Origin of the sequence: Xenorhabdus thailandensis (genome assembly GCF_037996785.1) — a bacterium.
Classification (GTDB): Bacteria; Pseudomonadota; Gammaproteobacteria; order Enterobacterales; family Enterobacteriaceae; genus Xenorhabdus; species Xenorhabdus griffiniae.
On the sequence record NZ_JBBMXF010000007.1, the window covers coordinates 515001 to 530684 of the forward strand.

The window sequence follows — 15684 nt, forward strand, 5'->3', positions numbered from 1 at the left end:
CATCATTTAAAGAAAGCGTAATAGCTCACTGGTCGAGTCGGCCTGCGCGGAAGATGTAACGGGGCTAAACCATGCACCGAAGCTGCGGCAGCGACACTAAGTGTTGCTGGGTAGGGGAGCGTTCTGTAAGCCGTTGAAGGTCCACTGTGAGGTGGGCTGGAGGTATCAGAAGTGCGAATGCTGACATAAGTAACGATAAAGCGGGTGAAAAACCCGCTCGCCGGAAGACCAAGGGTTCCTGTCCAACGTTAATCGGGGCAGGGTGAGTCGACCCCTAAGGCGAGGCTGAAAAGCGTAGTCGATGGGAAACAGGTTAATATTCCTGTACGGGCCCGAATTGCGATGGGGGGACGGAGAAGGCTAGGCAAGCCGGGCGACGGTCGTCCCGGTTTAAGTGTGTAGGTGGGCTAACTTGGCAAATCCGGTTGGCCATGACACTGAGGCACGATGACGAGGCACCACGGTGCTGAAGTTGCTGATGCCCCGCTTCCAGGAAAAGCCCCTAAGCTCCAGATTCGGGTCCATCGTACCCCAAACCGACACAGGTGGTCAGGTAGAGAATACTCAGGCGCTTGAGAGAACTCGGGTGAAGGAACTAGGCAAAATGGTGCCGTAACTTCGGGAGAAGGCACGCTGGCGTTAGGTGAAGGAACGTGCGTCCGGAGCCGAGGCCAGTCGCAGATACCAGCTGGCTGCAACTGTTTAATAAAAACACAGCACTGTGCAAACACGAAAGTGGACGTATACGGTGTGACGCCTGCCCGGTGCTGGAAGGTTAATTGATGGGGTTATCGCCTCGGCGAGAAGCTCTTGATCGAAGCCCCAGTAAACGGCGGCCGTAACTATAACGGTCCTAAGGTAGCGAAATTCCTTGTCGGGTAAGTTCCGACCTGCACGAATGGCGTAATGATGGCCAGGCTGTCTCCACCCGAGACTCAGTGAAATTGAACTCGCTGTGAAGATGCAGTGTACCCGCGGCAAGACGGAAAGACCCCGTGAACCTTTACTATAGCTTGACACTGAACATGGAGCCTTGATGTGTAGGATAGGTGGGAGGCTTGGAAGTGTGGACGCCAGTCTGCATGGAGCCATCCTTGAAATACCACCCTTGAATGTTTGATGTTCTAACGCCGGCCCGTTATCCGGGTTGCGGACAGTGTCTGGTGGGTAGTTTGACTGGGGCGGTCTCCTCCCAAAGCGTAACGGAGGAGCACGAAGGTTAGCTAATCACGGTCGGACATCGTGAGGTTAGTGCAAAGGCATAAGCTAGCTTGACTGCGAGAGTGACGGCTCGAGCAGGTACGAAAGTAGGTCTTAGTGATCCGGTGGTTCTGCATGGAAGGGCCATCGCTCAACGGATAAAAGGTACTCCGGGGATAACAGGCTGATACCGCCCAAGAGTTCATATCGACGGCGGTGTTTGGCACCTCGATGTCGGCTCATCACATCCTGGGGCTGAAGTAGGTCCCAAGGGTATGGCTGTTCGCCATTTAAAGTGGTACGCGAGCTGGGTTTAGAACGTCGTGAGACAGTTCGGTCCCTATCTGCCGTGGGCGTTGGAAGATTGCAAGGGGCTGCTCCTAGTACGAGAGGACCGGAGTGGACGCACCACTGGTGTTCGGGTTGTCATGCCAATGGCACTGCCCGGTAGCTAAGTGCGGAAGAGATAACCGCTGAAAGCATCTAAGCGGGAAACTTGCCTTAAGATGAGTCTTCCCTTACCCCTAGAGGGTACTGAAGGGACGTTCGAGACGAGGACGTGGATAGGCCGGGTGTGTAAGCGTTGCGAGACGTTGAGCTAACCGGTACTAATGAACCGTGCGGCTTAACCTGACAACACCGAAGGGGTTTTCGGGAGTGGAAAGAGAGACGGGTTTCAGCGTAGAAAAGCAGCTTGTTCGGGATTGAAAACAGGATTTGTCTGGCGGCAATAGCGCGGTGGTCCCACCTGACCCCATGCCGAACTCAGCAGTGAAACGCCGTAGCGCCGATGGTAGTGTGGGGTCTCCCCATGTGAGAGTAGGGCACTGCCAGACATCAATTAGTCAGAAAAGCCATCCGTTACCGGATGGCTTTTTTGCGTTTGGGAAAAAGCAAAACAATTAACTATAAGTTAATGCACTTTCCCCTGTTCGATACCAATACCTGTTTGCGAGCGGATAAACTGATTGCTAAACATTTTCCTTTCCTGCATTCCTTGTGCCGAAGTATCGGTAATTGAAAATAACCAAGCTCCGATAAATGCGATAAACATGGAAAACAGAGCTGGATATTCATAAGGATAGATAGGTTTTTCATGACCAAGAATACTAACCCAAATCGTAGGGCCTAGGAGCATTAATACAACCGCTGTCAGTAATCCCAACCATCCACCAACTAACGCTCCACGTGTAGTCAGCTTGCTCCAATACATTGACAATAAAATAATAGGAAAATTACAACTTGCAGCAATGGAGAAAGCTAAACCAACCATAAAGGCAATGTTTTGTTTTTCGAATAAAATACCCAAGCCAATAGCAACCAATCCCAAAATAACGACGGTAATTTTTGAGACTTTTAGCTCATCTCGTTCATTAGCTTGCCCTCGTTTAATCACATTGGCATAGAGATCATGAGATACTGCGGAAGCGCCTGCTAGTGTTAACCCGGCTACTACAGCTAAAATAGTGGCAAAAGCAACGGCAGAGATAAAACCAAGGAAAAAATCACCGCCAACGGCGTTTGCCAGATGGACAGCGGCCATATTTGTACCACCAATTAATGCACCGGTTGTGTCTTTGAATGCAGGGTTGGCACTGACCAATAAAATTGCACCAAATCCGATAATAAACGTTAGGATATAAAAATAGCCGATAAAGCCCGTTGCATAGAAAACACTTTTACGCGCTTCTTTAGCATCACTGACGGTAAAAAACCGCATGACAATATGAGGCAACCCTGCAGTACCGAACATTAATGCCAATCCTAAAGAGAGTGCAGAGATAGGATCAGATACCAATCCTCCGGGACTCATGATGGCAGGTCCAAGGGAGTGTACTGCAATAGCTTCTTTAAACAGGGTATTAAAATTGAAATTAACCGCTTTCATGACCATCATAGCCATGAATGTTGCTCCTGCCAGTAACAAAACGGCTTTAATAATCTGGACCCATGTTGTCGCCAGCATTCCGCCAAATAAGACATAAAGCACCATCAAAATACCGACTAAGACAACAGCGACATAATAATTTAATCCGAATAGTAACTCGATCAGTTTTCCAGCTCCGACCATCTGAGCTATTAGATATAACGCAACAACAACTAACGAACCCATTGCAGATAAGGTACGAATGGGGCGTTGTTTCAGCCGATAAGAAGCGACATCAGCGAAGGTGTACCGCCCCAAATTTCTTAATCTTTCAGCAATCAGGAATAGAATAATTGGCCAGCCAACCAGAAAGCCAATGGAATAGATCAGCCCATCATAGCCAGAGGTATAAACTAACGCTGAAATACCCAGAAACGAGGCGGCAGACATATAGTCACCTGCTATCGCCATACCATTTTGGAATCCAGTAATACGACCGCCAGCGGTATAATAATCTGAGCGTGAAATAGTCCGCTTTGAAGCCCAGTAAGTAATACCCAGTGTTAACCCGACGAATAACAGGAACATGATAATTGCCTGAATATTCAAAGGTTGTTTTTCTACATTACCTGAAATGGCACTTGCTTGAGCTAGGATAGGGAAGAGGGAGGAAAATAATAATACGCTTTTTTTCATTTTCTCACCTCGTTGAGAATGGTTGACGTTAGACGATCAAATTCACCATTCGCCCTGATTACATAAATTCCAGTCAGTATGAAAGATATGAAGATGATGCCAATTCCTACAGGAATTCCCCGCGTCACACTAGTATTTTCATGAAGTTGTGTTCCAAGCCATTCAGGCGCAAAAGCAATAAGGAAAATAAAACCAACATAAAGCACTAACATAATGATGGATAACAGCCAGGCAAAACGCCCTCGCTTCTTAACTAGCTCCTTAAAGCGAGAGTTATTTTCAATCTCTTGATAAATGTCGTCACTCATTGGAGTATCTCCTGTTGATTTTAAACGCCACACCTTAAGCCCAGATAAGGCTCCGTACTTTTGGTGATACGTTATTTAGGGCCGCCTTACGGCGGCGCATATGTTTTACGACATATTGATGGATTGTTTTTCTTCCAGCAGTTTTTCAACAACACCCGGATCGGCCAGCGTGGAGGTATCTCCTAAATTGCTGGTATCACCAGAAGCAATTTTGCGCAAAATACGCCGCATAATCTTTCCAGAACGCGTTTTGGGCAGAGAGTCTGTCCAATGAAGGATATCAGGTGTTGCAATTGGGCCGATTTCTTTACGAACCCAATCTCTGACTGCGGTATACAGCTCAGGAGAAGGTTCTTCACCATGAACTAGCGTGACATAGGCGTAAATAGCTTGTCCTTTGATATGATGCGGGATACCAACAACGGCAGCTTCAGCAATTTTGGGGTATGCAACTAAGGCTGATTCAATTTCTGCGGTTCCCAAACGATGGCCTGAAATATTCAGAACATCATCAACACGGCCAGTGATCCAGTAGTAGCCATCTTCATCACGTCGAGCACCATCGCCACTGAAATACATTCCCTTGAAAGTGGAAAAATAAGTCTGTTCAAAACGCTCATGATCGCCATACAACGTTCGTGCCTGTGCTGGCCAGGAATCCGTGATAACGAGATTGCCTTCACTCACGCCCTCTAAAATTTCACCGGAATTATCAACTAAGGCTGGACTAATACCAAAAAACGGCAGAGTGGCGGAGCCTGCTTTGAGATCGGTAGCGCCTGGTAACGGTGTGATCATGAATCCACCGGTTTCGGTTTGCCACCATGTATCTACGATAGGACATTTACTGTTACCTATTTTTTTGTAATACCATTCCCATGCTTCTGGATTAATAGGTTCGCCCACCGATCCCATAATGCGCAATGACGTACGTTTAGTACCTTCTATGGCTTTATCACCTTCGGCCATCAATGCTCTGATAGCGGTTGGCGCAGTATAAAGAATATTCACTTTATGCTTATCAACCACCTGACAAAGACGGTTAACATTGGGATAGTTGGGGACACCTTCAAACATTAAAGTGGTGGCTCCGCAAGACAGAGGCCCATATAGCAGGTAACTATGCCCTGTTACCCACCCTATGTCGGCGGTACACCAGTAAATCTCTCCTGGACGATAGTCAAACGTGTATTTAAACGTTAAAGATGCGTAGACTAAATAACCCCCCGTCGTATGCAGGACGCCTTTAGGTTTACCTGTAGAGCCTGAAGTATAAAGAATGAATAATGGATCTTCGGCACCTATTTCTTCAGCGGGACACTCAGCACTCACACTTTCGGTCAGTTCGTGCCACCATAAATCACGATTGTCATTCCAGTTTTTGGCATTTCCGGTACGCCTGAAAACAACCACGTGAGTCACACTAGTAACGTCAGAATGGTTGAGCGCCTCATCGACATTTTTTTTCAATGGGATTGTGCGGCCTGCTCGCAAGCCTTCATCTGCGGTAACCACGAGCTTAGCGTTGCAATCGATCACTCGGCCAGCGATGGCATCAGGAGAGAAGCCACCAAAAATGACGGAATGGATCGCTCCGATACGGGCACAGGCCAACATTGCGACGGCGGCTTCTGGCACCATTGGCATATAGATAGCCACAACATCGCCTTTTTTGATCCCCAGTTTTTTCAATACATTAGCAAACTGGCAGACGTCATGATGTAATTCTCGATAGGTAACATGGCGAGATTCTGCGGGATTATCTCCTTCCCATATAATGGCAGTTTGATCACCACGTTCTTGCAAATGGCGATCAAGACAATTGGCACTTAAGTTCAGGGTGCCATCTTCAAACCAGCGGATGCTGATATGCCCAGGATCGAAAGAGGTATTTTTGACCTTGGTGTAGGGCCTAATCCAGTCAACTACGTTACCTTTTTCACCCCAGAAACCTTCTGGGTCTTGTAATGACCTTTGATAGTCATATAGGTACTGTTGCTTGCTTATCAGGGCCGTATCTGCAATATCAGCAGGAATAAGATGCTTGATTATTTGAGTCATATTTTTATCTCCTTGCAATTGTTAATACTATGTCAAAACAAGGTTAACTAAAGTGTAAGAAGAATTTTTGTTTCTTTTTTGCGCGGAAGATCACGCAATAAAGAGAATAAATTTTATGGAATGATCATTTAATGCTGTAGATTTAATCAATACTAAGTAATGAGTTTATTATTTTAATTGGATTTATATTCTGTTATTTAAGTTTATTATTGATATTTTTATCTGTGAGAAGGTATGAAACGTGAATGTATAAAGGAAACCACAGCAATAACATGGAATTGATAATCATTTTCATTATTGTTCAATTCACTATAATCATGTTGTTCACAAGGTGTGAGCTTTATATATTCTAAATTCTAAACAACTGGAGATATGATATGAGCCATTCATTGCCTTCTCTACCTTACTCCTATGATGCGCTAGAGCCTCATTTCGATAAACAAACGATGGAAATTCACCATACTAAACACCATCAGACGTATGTCACTAACACGAATACGGCTCTGGAAGCCTTTCCAGAATTAAGCGAACTTCATATCGATGAACTCATTCAGCAGCTTGATAAAATTCCAGCTGATAAACGCACTTTTATTCGTAACAATGCCGGTGGTCACTCGAACCATAGCCTATTTTGGAAAGGTTTAAAATTAGGCACAGTATTGGATGGTGCTTTGAAAGCCGCGATTGAGCGTGATTTTGGCAGTATTGACAGCTTCAAAGAAAAATTTGAACAAGCGGCAGCAACTCGCTTTGGTTCTGGCTGGGCGTGGTTGGTACTGAAAGAAGATGGCAAACTTGCTGTTGTTTCAACAGCTAATCAGGATAGCCCACTAATGGGTGAAGAAATAGCGGGCGCTTCTGGTTACCCGATTGTGGGTCTGGATGTATGGGAGCACGCTTATTACCTGAAATATCAAAATCGCCGCCCTGATTACATCAAAGCATTTTGGCATGTAGTCAACTGGGATGAAGCAGCAAAACGTTACGAAGAAAAAACGAAATAATCCCACCTATTATTTTTTCATAAGAATGCGGGTCATTGCTGTGCCCCGCATTCTTATTGTCTGTAATCTTGGTTATTATGCCTGGATAATACGTGTACATCTCCATTAGCTCATTGAGAGGGAATAAAGAATGTATTATCCACAAATATATAGAGGCAAAATATCATCATCAGAAACATTGGGTTTCAGTGCGATCAATAAACTGGTGGTGAATGGTCGTTTACAGCTAACCTCTCTTGGGCTAGAAGGCGATGAACAAGCGGAAACTCGCTTTCATGGTGGCACTGATCGTGCGCTTTGCCATTATCCAGGTGAGCATTACCTATTTTGGAAAAGGCAATTTCCTGAATTGGCGGAATTATTTGCCTCTCCCTTGTTTGGTGAAAATATATCTACAGAAGGCATGACAGAAGATAATGTCTATATTGGTGATATTTTCCACTGGGGTGAAGCTCTGATTCAAGTAACTCAACCACGTTCTCCATGTTATAAACTCAATTTTATTACAAACATCAATGAGTTTGCTGCGATGATGCAAAATAATGGGCGATGTGGTTGGTTATATCGAGTTATCTCTCCTGGTTTGGTCAGTGCTGGTGAACCGATAAAACTGTTAAGTCGTAATAGCGATGTTTCTGTTAAGGAAGCTATTTCCATTGCTTTTCATAACCCATTTGATGAAGAGCTGTATCGTCGTTTAATGGGGGCTGCTGGGCTGTCTGCCAGTTGGAATCTGACGATGCAAAAGCGCATATTGCATGGAAAAATTGAGGATTTTAATCGTCGTTTATTGGGTAATTAACGGAATTTATATGCCAAAGGGGGAAATGGATACCCTTTGGCATTGATATAGAATCGGCTGTTACGGATGGGCGATCAAGCCTACCGCTTCATAGACTTTATCCAAGGTTGCCTGGGCGCGAGCCTGAGCCTTGGCCGCACCTTCTGCCATAATTTGGTTAAGTAAAGCTTCATCATTACGGAAATGATGGAAACGTTCCTGTAAGCCTGTCAGCATTTCACTTACCGCATCTGCGACGGCTCCTTTCAGATGGCCGTACATTTTACCTTCAAACTCGGCTTCTAATTCAGGAATAGTTTTACCTGTTACACCAGCGAGGATATCCAGTAAGTTGGAAACGCCGGGTTTGTTTTCCTGATCATAACGCACGCAAGGTGGCTCGTCAGAATCGGTGACCGCGCGTTTAATTTTCTTGGCGACGGATTTAGGGTCTTCCAGCAGGGCAATGACGTTATTGCGATTATCATCCGATTTCGACATTTTCTTGCTTGGATCTTGCAATGACATCACGCGAGCACCACCAGTAGGAATGAATGGCTCTGGAACAGTGAAAATATCGCCATATAAAGCGTTAAACCGCAGCGCCAAATCACGGGTTAATTCAAGGTGTTGCTTTTGGTCAATACCCACAGGGATTTGATTAGCCTGATAAAGCAAAATATCAGCAGCCATTAGAACCGGATAATCAAACAGGCCAGCATTGATATTTTCTGCATGGCGGGCTGATTTATCCTTGAACTGAGTCATGCGGCTTAGCTCACCGAAATAAGCGTAGCAATTTAGCACCCAGCTTAACTGGGAATGTTGTGGCACATGTGACTGAACGAAGATGGTATCAATACCACAGGCAAGGTAAAGCGCCAGCGTATCCAGCGTGCGTTTTTTCAGTTCATTGGGATCTTGACGCACAGTAATGGCGTGCTGGTTAACGATGCAATAGATGCAATCGTATTCATCTTGCATTTTAACCCACTGACGTAACGCCCCCATATAGTTACCGATGGTCAATTCACCGGAGGGTTGTGCGCCGCTGAATACAATAGGTTTTTGGGAGTTTGGCTTCATTGCAGTGGGTTCATTCATTTTATTAAGCTTCCTGTATTTTCAGACTGGATAATGGGTTCAAAGTGGATAGTCCAATAGTTGGGAGTAAATCCGAAAAATGGTTCAATACATAATTTGGGTGGCTTGATGCTATCGACTCTCCGTAGTTATAGCCATAGGTTAAGCCTATACATGGGCAACCTGCCGCTTGCGCAGCCAAAATATCATTACGGGAATCGCCAACAAAAAGCAATTCTTCTTTATGCAAACCAAACATACCCATCGTTAGATAAAGTGGTGCGGGATGAGGTTTTTTCTCTTTAACATCGTCACCGCCGAGTACCAATGAAAAGTATTCACTGATACCTAATGATTCCAGCAATGGAGCGATAAAAGGGGTGGGTTTATTCGTAACAATCGCCATTGGCAAATGGTGTTTTGCCAATTCTGCCAACGTTTCTTTTACCTGGGGAAACAGTTGGCTGCCTGCGGTTACACTGATTTCATAAAATTTATCAAACAGCTTGCGCGTTTCGCGATGCGATTCGGCAGACAGTTCTGCTCCAGCCCACTTTAATGCACGCTCAACCATGACATCAGGACCATTGCCTATCCAGACAGCGACGTTTTCCTTGCCCGCAGCGGGTAAGCCTTTGGCCATCAGTGCCTGATCCAAAGCGTCAGCCAGACTGCCCGCACTGTCCACGAGTGTGCCATCCAAATCAAATGCAATGGCACGAATTCCTTTTACGACATCACTTTTCATTATGCTACCTTCGATAATTCGCGGCGCATCTCATCAATAACCGCTTTATAATCTGGCTGGCTGAAAATGGCAGAGCCGGCAACGAACATATCTGCGCCAGCTTGAGCTGCCGCAGCAATATTATTGGGTTTGATACCCCCATCAACTTCGAGACGGATATCATATCCGCTGTCATCAATGATTTTGCGTACCTGACGCAGTTTTTTCAGTGTTTCTGGAATGAAAGATTGACCACCGAAACCTGGGTTAACAGACATCAACAGAATCACATCCAACTTATCTAATACATAATCAAGATAGCTAAGCGGTGTTGCTGGATTGAAAACCAAGCCCGCTTTGCAGCCATGTTCCTTGATAAGTTGCAGAGTGCGATCGATGTGCTCACTCGCTTCAGGATGGAAAGTGATATAAGTTGCACCAGCCTGAGCAAAATCAGGAATAATGCGATCAACAGGTTTTACCATTAGATGGACATCAATTGGCGCAGTAATGCCATAATCGCGCAATGCCTGGCAGACCATTGGGCCAATCGTCAAATTTGGCACATAATGGTTATCCATGACATCAAAGTGCACAACATCAGCTCCTGCTGCCAAAACCTTAGCGGTATCTTCACCTAATCGGGCAAAATCTGCGGATAGAATGGATGGGGCAATCAGAAAATCTTTCTTCATTGTTATCTTCTCCAATTCATTGTTTTATCCCCTGTTATTTCAGGGGCTGGAAACCTCAATCACTCCTGGCAGTATAACGCCAAAAGTTCATCAACTTTACTGCGGGCAAGAATATTTCTGCTTATTGTCCGGCGGGCTTTAACAATGTAAAGGGAAGCCTGATGATACCATTCTCGTGTCATCGGTGTGTCATGGTTAGATATGAGTACCGGAATGCCTTTTTGAGACGAGATATGATAGGCAATATCCGCCAGATTTTCCTGATCGAGAAGATTAAAACTATTCGTATGATAGGCGGTAAAATTAGCCGTAGCTGAAAGTGGGGCATACGGGGGATCACAATAAATCACCGAACCCTGTGAGGCATTGTTTAATGCTATTTCGTAATGCTGGCAGATGAACGTGGCTTTTTGGGATTTTTCCGCAAACCAGTAAAGCTCATTTTCAGGAAAATAAGGCTTTTTATAGCGACCAAAAGGTACGTTAAACTCACCTCGTGAATTATAGCGACAAAGCCCGTTATAGCAGTGGCGGTTCAGGTAAAGAAACAGCAAACTGCGGCGAAAGGGATCTTTGCTTTTGTTAAACTCTTCTCGCAGACGATAAAAGTTTTCGGCAGTGTTGAACTCCGATGAAAATAATGGACGGGCATGATTAATAAATTCATCTGCACGAGATTTTACGGCATTGTACAGATTGATCAGATCGATATTGATATCTGACAAAATGTAAGAATCATAATCGGTATTGAGAAATACCGAGCCTGCGCCAACAAATGGCTCAATCAAGCAATCGCCCTCTGGCAGATGACGTTTAATATCATCTACCAAGGGGTATTTTCCACCGGCCCATTTTAAGAAAGCGCGTTTTTTTTTCATGCCGTCAAATTAGTTATTCAATAATTTCAGAGTCGCAGATTGTACTCTGTTTAGGACAGCATATCAGCGCCTAATCAAAATAGTTTTATTTTTTCAGATCTTGCTGAACTTGTTGTAGTTTTCTGACCCAAGGCTTTTTAGCCTGAACTTCAGCAGGCAGTGCGGAAATGGCTCTTTTAGCATCAGAAACAGAACCATAATTACCGTGGATCAAGATAAACCATGTTTTTCCATCGCGTTTAGTTTCATAAACCTTGTAATTAACAAGGTTATTTTTTTTCGCGAAGGCGCTTAAGGTATCAGAACGGCTGGCACTACTCAATTGTAGTGTGAATCGATTTGCGGGTGCATTCAGCAGATTACCACCAGCATCGGTGACATGCTTTTTATTGGTCTGATATTGACTAGCTGCTTTGGAGTGATTGTCTTCCCTGGCCTTATTCTCTATTTTTGGTGGCGTAACCTTCTCTGGTTTGCTTGGTTCAACAGGTGAAGTCGTGGGTTTGGCCTGCGGTTGTGTCAGATTGTTTTGCACAGAATGATTAATGGTGCTTTGTTGTTGATTCAAAGCATCAGAAATATCACCGGGTAACTCTATACGTTGGTTGTAGCCACCCGTTTCAGTTTCGGGAGGAAGATCTTTGCTGGGGGGACTATTGATGGGGGGCGGACTGATTTCACGTGCACCATGATTTTCTGGTTCTGATGGATTTTCTTGCTCGCTGCCAGGGGTATTGGTAGAAAGTGAAGGAGAACCAGAAAGGTCAATACTCTTTTCCGCTGCATTTTGCTGTTTTTCATGCTCGGTGGGTGATTTCAATGCAGAGCTGATAGCAATAATCAGAAGTAAAAGTACCAAAATGCCAACACCGATCATTATTTGTTGGCGAGATATTGCGAGCTTAGGTTGATTGAATTGGCTTCTGGAGCGTTGAGGGCTGCGATCAGAAGTATCAGGCTTTAATTCACTTTCTGTTTTTTGTTTGTTTTCTGATTTTAATTCGTCCATATGCCCTCCTAACAGAGATAGTTCTGCCAATTGCTATTGAAGAAGTTTGGCAGTCTGACCTAACTAAAACCGATGATGCTTTATTTGATAATCTCGCTATTGTATAGCATAACAGCTAGAGAATAATTCATCATTCAGCTTTTATTATCAGCGCAAATTTTGCCATATCCAGAAATTCCCTTCATCTTCCAACTTAACTCTGGCAGTGAATTTTACTGCCAGAGTTAAGTTGGAATTAATTAGAGAGTCAGTGTAACTAGCGGGAGGATAGCTGAGATAGACGAATAGCATCCAATATAACTTCTTTCCCAATATCAGAACGAAGTTTTGCTTCCCCAATGGCTGTCGGTAATACCAGATGCAATTTCCCGGCAGAAACTTTTTTGTCACGCATCATATGAGGTAAGTAGGCATCAGGAGACATTGCTTCAGGGCCATTGACAGGTAATTTTGCGCGTTCCAGCAAGCGGATAATACGCTGGGTGTCCTGTTCTGAGAATGTGCCGACAAGTTCAGATGCCCTGGCCGCCATCACCATACCCGCAGCAACAGCATGACCATGCAGCCAGACGCCATAACCCATTTCAGCCTCAATCGCATGTCCAAAGGTATGGCCAAGGTTTAACAGAGCCCGCATTCCACTGCGTTCTTGTTCATCAGCTGCAACAACCAACGCTTTGAGTTCGCAGCAACGACGGATGCAATAAGCCATTGCCTGGTTGTCGAGGGCCAGTAATTTCTCAATATTCTCTTCAAGCCAGCCAAAGAATTCGCCATCCAGAATAATGCCATATTTAATGACTTCAGCCAGACCAGAATATAACTCTTGAGCCGGTAATGTTTTCAGGCCATTGAGATCGACAATAACCGAAGCGGGCTGGTAGAACGCGCCTATCATATTTTTACCGAGGGGGTGGTTGACTCCTGTTTTTCCACCGACGGAAGAGTCAACCTGAGAGAGCAGTGTGGTGGGTACTTGGATAAAACGGACACCGCGTTGATAACTAGCCGCGGCGAATCCCGTCATATCACCGATTACACCACCACCAAGGGCGATAAGGGTTGTGTCACGACCATGATTATTTTCCAGCAAGGCGGAAAAAATGTCATTGAGCACAAAAAGTGATTTGTGCTGTTCACCGTCAGGCAAGATAACTTCATTTACCCGAAGATCCATTCTCTGCAATGTGGATTTCACCTGTTCAAGATACAGGGGGGCAAGTGTTTCATTAGTCACTATCATGACCTGTTGACCCGCTTGCAAGGGTTTGAATGCCTCACTGTCAGAAAATAGCCCTTCGGCTATGGTAATTGGATAGCTTCTTTCACCTAACGTAACAGTCACTTGTTCCATATCAGCCTTCGCCTTATCATTTGCCGCCGTGCGGACTCGCTATAATCAGTTTTTTTCCAATAGTTCAATGATTTGGTTAGCAACGACTTTGGCGCTTTGCTCATCTGTGCGAATAGTCACATCAGCAATCTCCTCATAAAGAGGATTGCGCTCATCAGCCAAATTCTCTAAAACTTCTCGTGCTGGTGCATCAACTTGAAGTAAAGGGCGTTTTTTATCGCGCTGGGTACGAGCCAACTGTTTTTCAATGGTTGTTTCTAAGTAGACGACCACACCACGGGCAGACAGGCGATTGCGGGTTTCTTTTGATTTAACAGATCCCCCTCCAGTAGCCAATACGATGCCTTGTTTTTCAGTCAGTTCGTTAATTATTTTTTCTTCGCGATCGCGGAAGCCTTCCTCGCCTTCCACATCAAATACCCAGCCCACGTCAGCTCCGGTACGTCGCTCAATTTCTTGATCAGAGTCATAAAACTCCATATTGAGTTGCTGAGCTAACTGACGACCAATAGTGCTTTTGCCGGCACCCATAGGCCCAACCAGAAAGATATTGCGTTTCTCTGCCATGTTTTTGGTATTACTAAGACTGTTGTTAATGATAACCCGCCCCGCCAATAAGATTAGCCACGGGACCTAAACTGAAACCTCATGAGTGATAATGTGAGATCAGATAGGAAAATTATCTCAGCACATCAGCCTGTATTGCAACTATATAAATTTCGCACGAACTGAATCATCGGATTCATACTTTTGCGGGCCGATTGAGAGCCTATTGTCTCTACCTTCCATCTTACAACTTGCTGTTTTGCTGCAATTTGCAATCTATTGGGCATATAGGCTCTTGCTTGCGATGTTAGATCTGTTCACTCAATTAGTTAATCCTTGTATGCTAAATTACTCTCAGCGTCAAATCCATAAACAGGCCAGACCAAGAAAAACGGTAGGTGATTTGGCAGAAAAAACACAATTTCATTATTAATGTATTGATTTTTATGTAATATTTTTATTGGTTAAATATCGGCCAATTGAGGCGTAATAAAAATTACGAGTTCCCTGCGGCTATGTTGCTCTCCTTTTTGGTTAAATAATTCCCCTAATAGAGGAAGATCTGACAGGTAAGGAACTTTTTGTAAACTTGCGGTTTTTTTCTGTTGAAAGATCCCTCCAAGAATCAAGGTCTCCCCATTTTTAATCGTAACTTGGGTTATTATTTCTTGTTTATCGATAGCCAGATTTTCATTTCCTCCTTGATTGATGGGAAAACCGGGGGCATTTTGGCTGATTTTTAGCGCGAGTCGGATTTTTCCCTGCTTTAAAATATGTGGAGTCACTTCCATACCTAATACTGCCTCTTTAAATTGGACGGTTGTTTTATTCTTGTTCTGAACGATATAAGGAATTTCAGAACCTTGCTTGATACTGGCTGTTTGTTGGTGTGAAGCTGTGAGTCGTGGGCTAGCAATGATATCGAGCTGGCTTTCCTGTTCTAGTGCGCTGAGTTCTAGTTCTAGCAAGTTTGCATGAATGCGGGCGGTATTTAGTACCAACCTATGGCGTTGGTTGCCAGCCGGTTGATGTAGATTTAAGCGATTTAGACCTATTGATTGATTGTGTGGATCGGCATTCACTCCCCAATGAATTCCCAATTCATGTAGTGCTTCCCTGCTACTGGTAACAATATGGGCGGTAATTTGTACTTGTTGTTGCGGGGTATCGACTTCTTTTAGCCAGTTTTTGATACGAGTAATGGCATCAAATTTATCTTCCAAGATCAGGCTATTAGTTAAGGGGTCGTGTTCAACCTTTCCCCATTTTGTCAGTAATGCAGGATGATTTTGCTGTAATTGTTCTGCTACTTGCTCTGCATCGGCATATTGCAAAGTCATTACCTGATATTCGATCTCTTGTCCTTGCTCATTTTGCTCTGCTGGAGAAAAGTCAGTTGCATTCTCTATTATTGGGGGCTGGAATGGGTCTCTTAGCATTTCGAAATCTGGCTCTTCTCCGGTACGGTTTTTCGC

Annotated in this window: 13 protein-coding genes and 2 rRNA genes (1 of these 15 cut by a window edge); 4 read left to right on the plus strand and 11 right to left on the minus strand. The window is 44.5% G+C overall.

Going from position 1 to position 15684, the window contains the following annotated elements; translation table 11 throughout:
* Positions 1-1833, plus strand: a 23S ribosomal RNA gene (locus AAC853_RS04935); it begins 1077 nt to the left of the window's first position.
* Positions 1834-1920: 87 nt separating this feature from the next.
* Positions 1921-2036, plus strand: a 5S ribosomal RNA gene (gene rrf / locus AAC853_RS04940).
* A gap of 77 nt (positions 2037-2113) precedes the next feature.
* Here the strand turns inward: rrf and actP are convergent.
* The 3 genes from actP to acs all read right to left on the minus strand — a co-directional run bounded on the left by actP (position 2114) and on the right by acs (position 6132).
* Entirely contained in the window at positions 2114-3763 is a 1650-nt protein-coding gene (actP, locus tag AAC853_RS04945) for a cation/acetate symporter ActP (protein ID WP_340613839.1), read from the minus strand.
* Positions 3760-4071 (minus strand): DUF485 domain-containing protein, encoded by a 312-nt coding sequence (locus AAC853_RS04950; protein ID WP_189760227.1) that lies wholly within the window; start codon positions 4069-4071, stop codon positions 3760-3762. Before AAC853_RS04950 ends, actP begins: the two co-directional genes overlap by 4 nt.
* 105 nt (positions 4072-4176) lie before the next feature.
* Entirely contained in the window at positions 4177-6132 is a 1956-nt protein-coding gene (gene acs, locus AAC853_RS04955; RefSeq protein WP_340613840.1) for an acetate--CoA ligase, read from the minus strand.
* 377 nt (positions 6133-6509) lie between these two features.
* On the opposite strand from acs, the gene sodA reads away from it, so the two are divergent.
* Both sodA and yiiM read left to right on the plus strand, forming a co-directional pair.
* Complete coding sequence (gene sodA, locus AAC853_RS04960; protein ID WP_340613841.1) at positions 6510-7136, plus strand: superoxide dismutase [Mn]; 627 nt, start codon at positions 6510-6512, stop codon at positions 7134-7136.
* 130 nt (positions 7137-7266) lie between these two features.
* Positions 7267-7938 carry a 6-hydroxyaminopurine reductase gene (gene yiiM, locus AAC853_RS04965; RefSeq protein ID WP_193852214.1) on the plus strand — a complete coding sequence of 224 codons (672 nt, stop codon included), beginning with the start codon at positions 7267-7269 and terminating at the stop codon, positions 7936-7938.
* A gap of 60 nt (positions 7939-7998) precedes the next feature.
* Here the strand turns inward: yiiM and trpS are convergent, their stop codons facing one another.
* From trpS to AAC853_RS05005, 8 genes are all read right to left on the minus strand, one after another.
* Entirely contained in the window at positions 7999-9021 is a 1023-nt protein-coding gene (trpS, locus tag AAC853_RS04970; protein WP_340613842.1) for a tryptophan--tRNA ligase, read from the minus strand.
* A gap of 4 nt (positions 9022-9025) precedes the next feature.
* Positions 9026-9748 (minus strand): phosphoglycolate phosphatase, encoded by a 723-nt coding sequence (locus tag AAC853_RS04975; RefSeq protein ID WP_338883942.1) that lies wholly within the window; start codon positions 9746-9748, stop codon positions 9026-9028.
* On the minus strand, positions 9748-10422 hold the full coding sequence (gene rpe, locus AAC853_RS04980) for a ribulose-phosphate 3-epimerase (RefSeq protein WP_338883943.1): 675 nt from the start codon (positions 10420-10422) through the stop codon (positions 9748-9750). The genes AAC853_RS04975 and rpe overlap by 1 nt, the downstream gene beginning before the upstream one ends.
* 59 nt (positions 10423-10481) lie before the next feature.
* Positions 10482-11300, minus strand: a complete 819-nt coding sequence (gene dam / locus AAC853_RS04985; RefSeq protein WP_338883945.1) for an adenine-specific DNA-methyltransferase — start codon at positions 11298-11300, stop codon at positions 10482-10484.
* Between the two features lie 85 nt (positions 11301-11385).
* Positions 11386-12309, minus strand: coding sequence for an SPOR domain-containing protein (locus AAC853_RS04990; protein WP_340613843.1), 924 nt, complete (start codon positions 12307-12309; stop codon positions 11386-11388).
* Between the two features lie 256 nt (positions 12310-12565).
* A complete protein-coding gene (aroB, locus tag AAC853_RS04995; RefSeq protein WP_338883947.1) occupies positions 12566-13663 on the minus strand; it encodes a 3-dehydroquinate synthase in 1098 nt (365 codons plus the stop codon).
* Between the two features lie 45 nt (positions 13664-13708).
* On the minus strand, positions 13709-14230 hold the full coding sequence (aroK, locus tag AAC853_RS05000) for a shikimate kinase AroK (RefSeq protein ID WP_038237472.1): 522 nt from the start codon (positions 14228-14230) through the stop codon (positions 13709-13711).
* 443 nt (positions 14231-14673) lie between these two features.
* Positions 14674-15648, minus strand: coding sequence for a secretin N-terminal domain-containing protein (locus AAC853_RS05005; RefSeq protein WP_422824191.1), 975 nt, complete (start codon positions 15646-15648; stop codon positions 14674-14676).
* Positions 15649-15684: the final 36 nt, after the last annotated feature.